Here is a 7,338-nt window from a genome sequence, read left to right as displayed (position 1 = left end):
CATGGCGGTCTTCGGTGCACCGGTGGCAATGGAGGACCACGCCTTTCGCGCATGTCTTTCGGCGTTGAGCATTCAGGCGGAAGCGAAGGCACTGGCCGCGGACGTCGAGCGCCGGGACGGCGCGAAACTGCTCCTGCGGGTGGGCCTGAACTCCGGTCAGGTGATCGCCGGCGAAATCGGCTCGGGCTACTTCGGTTACACCGCGATGGGCGACCAGGTCGGGTTGGCCCAAAGGATGGAATCGGTCGCACCGCCGGGCGGGGTGATGCTCAGCGTCTCCACCGCGCGACTCGTTGATGGCGCGGCGGCGGTGGGCGAACCGGAGCTGGTCCGCATCAAGGGCGCCAATGAACCGGTCACCGCGTATCGCTTGCTGGGCATAACGGACCGGCGTCGCGCGACAGAGCGCTCCGAGTCGAATCTCATCGGTCGTCGGTGGGAAATGTCCGCCGTCGAGGGCCTGTTGGACCGCGCACTCGGTGGACATGGCGCCGTGGTCGAGGTGGTCGGCGAACCCGGCATCGGCAAGAGCCGCCTGGTGCGCGAGATCGCCGCGATGGCGGCGGCGTGGGGCGTGGAGGTGTCGAGTGCCTTCTGCGAGTCGCACACCAGTCAGGTCCCCTTTCATGCCGTGTCGCGTCTGTTGCGCGCGGCCACCGGGGTCGAGGGTCTCGACGGGCCGGCGGCCCGCGCCCGGGTGCGAGACCGAATTCCGGACGCAGACCCTGAGGACGCGCTGCTGCTCGACGACCTGCTCGGCATCGGCGACCCGAACACCGCGATACCCGCCATCGATCCCGACGCGCGCAGGCGCCGGTTGGCCGCGCTGGTGAACGCCGCCAGATTGTCCGGCCAAAGCCCCGCGGTCTACGTCGTCGAGGACGCCCACTGGATCGATGAGGTCAGCGAGTCGATGCTGGCCGATTTCCTTGCGGTGATCCCGCAGACACCCTCTCTGGTGCTGGTCACCTATCGACCCGAATATCGCGGCGCGTTGACCCGGGTGGCCAACGCCCACACCGTAGCCCTTGCGCCACTGAGTGATTCAGAAACCGCGGCGCTTGTCGCACAGCTCCTCGGGCCCGACCCGTCGGTCGATGCGCTGGGCCGCAGAGTCGCCGAGAGGGCCGCCGGAAATCCGTTCTTCGCCGAGGAATTGGTCCGCGAACTGGCTGAGCGCGGTGTGCTGCGTGGGCAACCCGGTGCCTACACGTCGGCGGCGGAGGTCGGCGAGGTAAGCGTGCCCGCCACATTGCAGGCGACCATCGCCGCGCGCATCGACCGGCTCGACCGGAAAGCCAAGCGCACGCTGAGCGCGGCGGCCGTCATCGGCTCGCGGTTCGGGCTGGACCTTCTCACGGTGCTGGGCGTCGAGCCCGCGATTCCCGCGTTGGTGGCGGCCCAGCTCATCGACCAGGTCGGGTTCACCGCCGAACCGGAGTTTGTCTTTCACCATCCGCTCATTCGCGCGGTGGCCTACGAAGCACAGCTCAAATCGGATCGCTCGGATCTGCACCGCCGGCTGGCCGCCGCGATCGAGGCCAGCGACCAAGAGCCGGACGAAAACGCCGCGCTGATCGCCGAACACCTTGAGGCCGCGGGTGATTCGGCCGCGGCCTACGGCTGGCACATGCGCGCCGCGACGTGGGCGACCAACCGCGACATCAAGGCGGCGCGACGCAGCTGGCAGCGGGCGGCCGAAATCGCCGACGCCCTGCCCGCCGATCCCTCGCACGGGGCGGCCATGCGCATCGCCCCGCGCACGATGCTGTGTGGCACCGGCTGGCGAGTCCACGCCGACGTTGCGGGTGACCGCTTCGATGAATTGCGGGAGTTGTGCAACGCCGCGGGGGACAAGGCGTCGCTGGGCATCGCGACGGCGGGCCTGGTGGTCGGCTACGCCCATCGGGACCGGATGCGCGAGGCGTCGCAGCTGGCGTCGGAAGCCTGGGCCCTCGCCGAGGCGCTCGAAGACGCGAACTTGACGGTGGGGCTCTCTTTCCCGGTGATCTACGGCTACATCGAAAGCGGCCGGTGGCGCGACGTGCTGCGATCCTCACAGACCGTGATCGACCTGGCCGACGGCGATCCGTCGAGGGGCAACTTCCTTGTCGGGTCCCCGTTGGCACTCGCCACCACGTCGCGGGGGATGGCCCGATATTTCCTGGGTCGTCCCGGATGGTCCGACGACCTTCGGCACGGCCTGGTCATGGCCCGCGGCGCGGACCCCGCGTCCTACGCCGGCGTCATCGGCTATATCTACTTGCTGGGCATACCGTTTGGCGTGCTGCGGCCGGCGGAGAGTGCGCTGCACGAGATCGAGGATGCGCTGCGGATCGCCGAGCGATCGAGCGACGACGTGGTGGTGGGCTTCACCCGGGGGGCGCTGGGCCTGGCGCTGATGCATCGCCAGACGGCCGCGGAGCGTGACCGCGGGCGGCGGCTCGCGGTCGAGGTCGGCGAGGTGTTCGTAAACCAAGGGCACAACCTGAGCGATTTGCCGATCATCGAGGTCTACTTGGCACGCGAAAAGGTGACGCGAGGGGAGCGCGACGAGGCCGTCCCGCTGATGCGCGCCGCGGGCGACCATCTGTTCCGCGACGGACGACTGCTGCTGTGGGGCATTCCCGCCACCGGCGTGCTGGTGGAAACGCTGCTCGAACGCGGGGCCGACGGTGACGTCGCCGAAGCCGAGGCCGCCATCGAGCGGCTGGCGGCCGCGCCGGCCGACGAGGGCCTGGCGATGCGCGACATCTGGTTGCTGCGCCTGCGAGCGCTGCTGGCTCGAACTCGCGGCGACGACGCCGCCTACCGCGACGGCCGGGATCGCTACCGCGACATGGCCACAACGCTCGGCTTCGAGGGGCATGTCGCCTGGGCCGAGGGCATGGCATGACGCGCGCTTAGAACGTGTTGACCTTCTCGACGCTGACGAACATGCCGTGCTTAGTGCGGTCATTGGTGAAGCGGGTGCCCTGCTCGGTGGCGTTGATCGTCCAGCCCTGCGCCGCGTAGGTCTTGTAGTCGATGGTGACGGTCGGGATGGCGCCCAGGTTGCCCAGCACCCACTGCACGTTGCCGCCGGCGCTGATGCTGACGCCGTTGGCGTGCTCGCCGTCCTGCAGCGGGGAATTGGTGAACGGCGCCTCGCAGCCGACGGTCTCCTTGTTGATCTGGCAGCGCGTCACGCCGGACTTGGTCTCGATGAAGACGTAGCCGTTGTGGTCCGGCGGCAGCGGGATCACCCCGGCCGGCGGTGTGGTCGGGCTGACCGGCCCTGGGCTGGTCGACGGGGCCGGGCTGGTGGCGGTCGGCGCCGGCGTCGTGGTGGTCGGCCGCGGCGTGGGGAAGGTGGGCTCGGTCGGCCCGGCCCCCGGGGTGGCGACCGGCTTGCCGTCGACGAGCGTGCTGCAACCCGAGACCAATGCGGGAGCGGCCAGGACGGCCGAGAGCAGCAGCGAGCCGCCGGCCAGCCTTCGCCGCGCCTTTTGCGATAACTGCACGCGCCGCTCCCCGAAAGTCTTCGATTTCAGCGCTCAGAGTACGCAAGAGACGGCGAAAGTCACTGCAACTGCGCCGTTATCGATGCAGAGCCGATGGCGCAGGTTTACCGCCGCGTGACCGACGCGATCTCGGCCGCCCGGCGGGCCGCGGCGACGATGCCCTGGTAACCGGTGCAGCGGCAGAAGTTGCCGGACAGGCCCTCGCGTATCTCGTCGTCGGTGGGGTTGGGGTTGTCGCGCAGCAGCGCGGTCAGCGTGGTCACGAAACCCGGCGTGCAGAAGCCACATTGCAGCCCGTGGCATTCCCGCAGCGCGGCCTGGACCGGCGACAGGGTGCCGTCGGGCGACGCGATGCCCTCGACGGTCGTCACCTCCGTGCCGTCGGCCTGGACCGCGAACATCAGGCAGGACCGTACGGCGTCGCCGTCCACCAGCACGGTGCACGCGCCGCACGCCCCGTGCTCGCAACCGAGATGGGTGCCGGTGAGCCCGCACCGCTCCCGCAGGAAGTCCGCCAGCGTCATGCGCGGTTCGACGCCGGCCGCGATCGGAGTCTCGTTGACCGACAACTGAACCGGCTGTTCATGCATGGCTTGCCTCCCCGAGTGCTTCCTCGATGGCTTGCGTCCAGGCGCGCGCGACCATGGTGGCGCCCACCTGGGTGCGGTACGAGGCGGACCCCTGCAGGTCGGTCGGCACCTCGTCGAGGCCGGTCATCGCGGCCCGGCCGATCTCCTCGGGCACCAGCTCGCCGATCGGCTTGCCGATCACCGCGGCCTCGGCCGCCGTCGCCCGCCCGACCGTGGGGCCCAGGCCCAGCAGCCCGATCCCGCAGCGAGACACCCGGTCGTCGTCGCCGAGCAGGACCGCCACCAGCGCGCCCGCGATCGCGAAATCGCCATGGCGACGCGCGAATTCGTGCACCGCGAACCCGGACCTGCCGTTCCATACCGGGAACCGGACCCCGGTCAGCACCTCGTCGGGCTCCATCGTGGTCTCCCACAGGCCGGCGAAGAAGTCCGCGGCGGCGATCTCGCGCCTGCCCCGCGGCGAGAGCACCTCCATCACCGCGTCCAGCGCCAGCGCGGCCGCCGGGTATTCGCCCGCGGCGTCGGCGTGGGCGATCGACCCGCCGAGGGTGCCGCGGTTGCGGATCTGGAAATGCCCGACGAACGGGGTCGCCCGGGTCAGCAACGGAACACCTTGGCGCACTTGGTCATCGAAGCCGACGGCGGACTCGGTGGTTCCGGCGCCGATCCACAGTTCGTCACCCCTGCGCTCGATGCCGCGCAGCTCGCTCAGCCGGGAAATGTCGATGAGATGGTCGAAGTAGGCCAGCCGCATCGCCAGCATCGGGACCAGGCTCTGGCCGCCGGCGATGATCTTCGCGTCATCGCCCAGCTCGGACAGCAGCTCGACGGCGTCCTCGACGGTGTCGGGGCGGTGGTAGTCGAACGGCGCGGGCTTCACCGGTTCGCCTCGCTCAGCAGCGATGCGATCGAGGCGGGGCTGGCGGGTAGCCGGGTGACCGTCACGCCCAGCGGCGCGAGCGCGTCGTTGATCGCGTTGATCACCGCGGGCACCGAGCCGATCGCCCCGCCCTCGCCGGCGCCCTTGTAGCCGCCGGGCCCCGGGCCGGGTATCTCCACGTGGCCGAATTCGATCGGTGGGACCTCGGTGGTGGTCGGCAGCAGATAGTCGACGAAAGTCGTTGCCAGCGGGTCGTCGTCGTCGTCGTAGGCGAGGTCCTCCATCAGCGCGCCGCCGATGCCCTGCACCGTCCCGCCGGCGATCTGGCCCTCCACGATGTTCGGGTTGATCATGGGCCCGACGTCCTCGCTGACGATGTAGCGCAGCAGCGTGACCTTGCCGGTGGCCACGTCCACCTCGCAGGTGCAGGCGTGGGTGGCGTTGGACCACAGGATCGGGGCCTTGGCGACGTAGCGGGCGGTGGCCTCCAGCTCGGGCGACATTCCCGGCGGCAGCGCCTGCGGCGAGTAGTACGAGAGGTAGGCCAGCTCGCCGAACGTCACCTGCTTGGACGGGTCGCCCCGCACGGCCGCGGCGGAATTCGCCAGCACCACCTCGGATTCGGGCACCTTCAGCTGGTGCGCCGCCAGCGCCACGATCTTTTCGCGCAGGATCGTGCCCGCCTCCGCGACGGCCCCGGCGGTCATCGGGCCGCTGCGGCTGCCCTGCGTCCCGGCCCCGTACGGAGTGATCGCGGTGTCGCCCTGGATGGTGGCGACGTCGTCGATGTCGGCCCCCAGCGCGTCGGCGGTGAGCTGAATGACGGTGGTCTCCAAGCTGTTTCCGCTCGAACCGCCGTTCACGTAGACGTTGATCTTGCCCGTCGGCTCCATCCGGATGGTGCATCCCTCGGTGGCCAGGTGGCCCGTCGCCGCGCCGGTCGGCTCGATGTACGCCGAGAACCCCAGGCCCAGGTAGCGGCCCTGCGCCAGCGCCTCGCGCTGTTCCTTGCGAAACCCTTCGTGGTCAAGCAGTTTCACCGCCTGCTCGAACGTCTCGCTGGGGGCGACGTGGTCGTAGGGCATTCCGTTGGGGTTGAAGTACGGCATCTCGTCGCGGCGCAGCAGGTTGCGCCGGCGCAGCTCGACCGGGTCCATGTTCATCCTGCGCGCGGCGATGTCGAGCAGGATTTCGCGCGCCAGCGTCTCGTACTGCCACGGGCCGCGGTAGGCGGCCAGCCCGCTGGTGTTGGTGAACACCGTCTTGTAGTTGAAGCTGGCCTTGGGCACCCGGTAGGGCCCGGGGAAGAACATGCCGATGGCGGCCGTCGTCAGCACCGGGTAGGGCGTCGGGTAGGCGCCGATGTCTTGGACGAAGTCGATGTCGGCCGCCAGGATGTTGCCGTCCGCGTCGAACGCCAGGCGGCCGGTGCCGTCGACGTGCCGGGCCTGGCCGGCCGACATCAGGTTCTCGCGCCGGTCCTCGATCCACTTCAGCGCCGCCGGCACCTTGCGGGCGGCCAGCATGATGCACATGTCCTCGCGCATCGGAACCACCTTCTGGCCGAAACCGCCGCCGGTGTCGCGCATGATGACCCGAACCCGTTGCGCCGCAATGCCCAACAGGCGCGCGCAGAAGGCCCGCAACTCATGCGGGGTCTGCGTCGACGCCCACAGGGTGAGCTCTTCCGACGCGGCCTCCCACTCGACCACCAGCCCGCGGGTCTCGATCGGCACGGGCGCGTAAATCTGTTGGTAGATGTCCTCTTTCACCACGCACGCCGCCGACGCGAAAACCTCTTCGTCCGGCGGCGCGCCGCCCATCCCGCCCGCGACGTTGTTCGCGTACGCGTCGTGCACCAGCACATCCGAGGACTGCGCTCTGGCGAGGTCGGTGATCGCGGGTAGCGGCTCGTAGTCGACGTCGACCAGTTCGAGCGCGTCCTCGGCGATGTAGCGGCTCTCGGCGACGATCAGGGCGACCGGGTCGCCGACGAACTTCACCTCGCCCTCGGCCAGCGGCGGGCGGGGGGTGTCGGGCACGTCCTTGCCCGCCACGGCGTGCCACGCCTCCTTGACGTCTGGGTTGAGGTCGGCCGCGGTGAACACCGCGCGCACCCCGGGCAGCGCCAGCGCCGCCGACGCGTCGATGCCGTTGATCGTCGCGCGCGCGAACGGGCTGCGAACGAAGCAGGCGTGCAGCATGCCGGGCCGGGAGATGTCGTCGACGAACCCGCCGCGGCCGGTCAGCAGCCGGAGGTCCTCCACCCGCTGCACCCGGGTGCCGGCGTATCGCGGGGTGGCGGCCGTCGCCCCCTGCGCGTCTTGAGTCATCGCGCTCCATCCGGTTGTCGCCTGATGAGAAC

The 7,338-nt window shown here is 70.0% G+C and carries 5 protein-coding genes; 1 reads left to right on the top strand and 4 read right to left on the bottom strand.

What is annotated here, in order from left to right:
* Positions 1–2,896 (top strand): AAA family ATPase (locus tag A5655_RS18505; protein ID WP_067012416.1); only part of this gene is annotated, 2,896 nt, incomplete at its 5' end.
* A 7-nt stretch (positions 2,897–2,903) separates the two neighbouring features.
* Here A5655_RS18505 and A5655_RS18500 read toward each other — a convergent pair.
* From A5655_RS18500 to A5655_RS18485, 4 genes are all read right to left on the bottom strand, one after another.
* The gene (locus A5655_RS18500) at positions 2,904–3,473 is read right to left on the bottom strand and encodes a hypothetical protein (protein WP_369807233.1); all 570 of its coding nucleotides are present in this window, start codon (positions 3,471–3,473) and stop codon (positions 2,904–2,906) included.
* Between the two features lie 134 nt (positions 3,474–3,607).
* A complete protein-coding gene (locus tag A5655_RS18495; RefSeq protein WP_067012412.1) occupies positions 3,608–4,093 on the bottom strand; it encodes a (2Fe-2S)-binding protein in 486 nt (161 codons plus the stop codon).
* Positions 4,086–4,973: a xanthine dehydrogenase family protein subunit M gene (locus A5655_RS18490; protein ID WP_067012410.1), complete on the bottom strand. Its 888-nt coding sequence runs from the start codon at positions 4,971–4,973 to the stop codon at positions 4,086–4,088. The genes A5655_RS18495 and A5655_RS18490 overlap by 8 nt, the downstream gene beginning before the upstream one ends.
* Positions 4,970–7,306 carry a xanthine dehydrogenase family protein molybdopterin-binding subunit gene (locus A5655_RS18485; RefSeq protein WP_067012408.1) on the bottom strand — a complete coding sequence of 779 codons (2,337 nt, stop codon included), beginning with the start codon at positions 7,304–7,306 and terminating at the stop codon, positions 4,970–4,972. The genes A5655_RS18490 and A5655_RS18485 overlap by 4 nt, the downstream gene beginning before the upstream one ends.
* Between the last annotated feature and the right edge of the window lie 32 nt (positions 7,307–7,338).

Origin of the sequence: Mycobacterium sp. 1081908.1, from assembly GCF_001673535.1 — a bacterium.
In the GTDB taxonomy this organism is placed as follows: Bacteria; Actinomycetota; Actinomycetes; order Mycobacteriales; family Mycobacteriaceae; genus Mycobacterium.
The sequence above is the reverse complement of the archived record's forward strand: the minus strand, read 5'-3'. Positions and strand labels throughout refer to the sequence as shown.

Excerpts from the sequence above, each read along its gene's own strand:
- A5655_RS18495 (WP_067012412.1), bottom strand. The coding sequence starts at position 4,093 with ATGCATGAACAGCCGGTTCAGTTGTCGGTCAACGAGACTCCGATCGCG.
- A5655_RS18485 (WP_067012408.1), bottom strand. The coding sequence starts at position 7,306 with ATGACTCAAGACGCGCAGGGGGCGACGGCCGCCACCCCGCGATACGCC.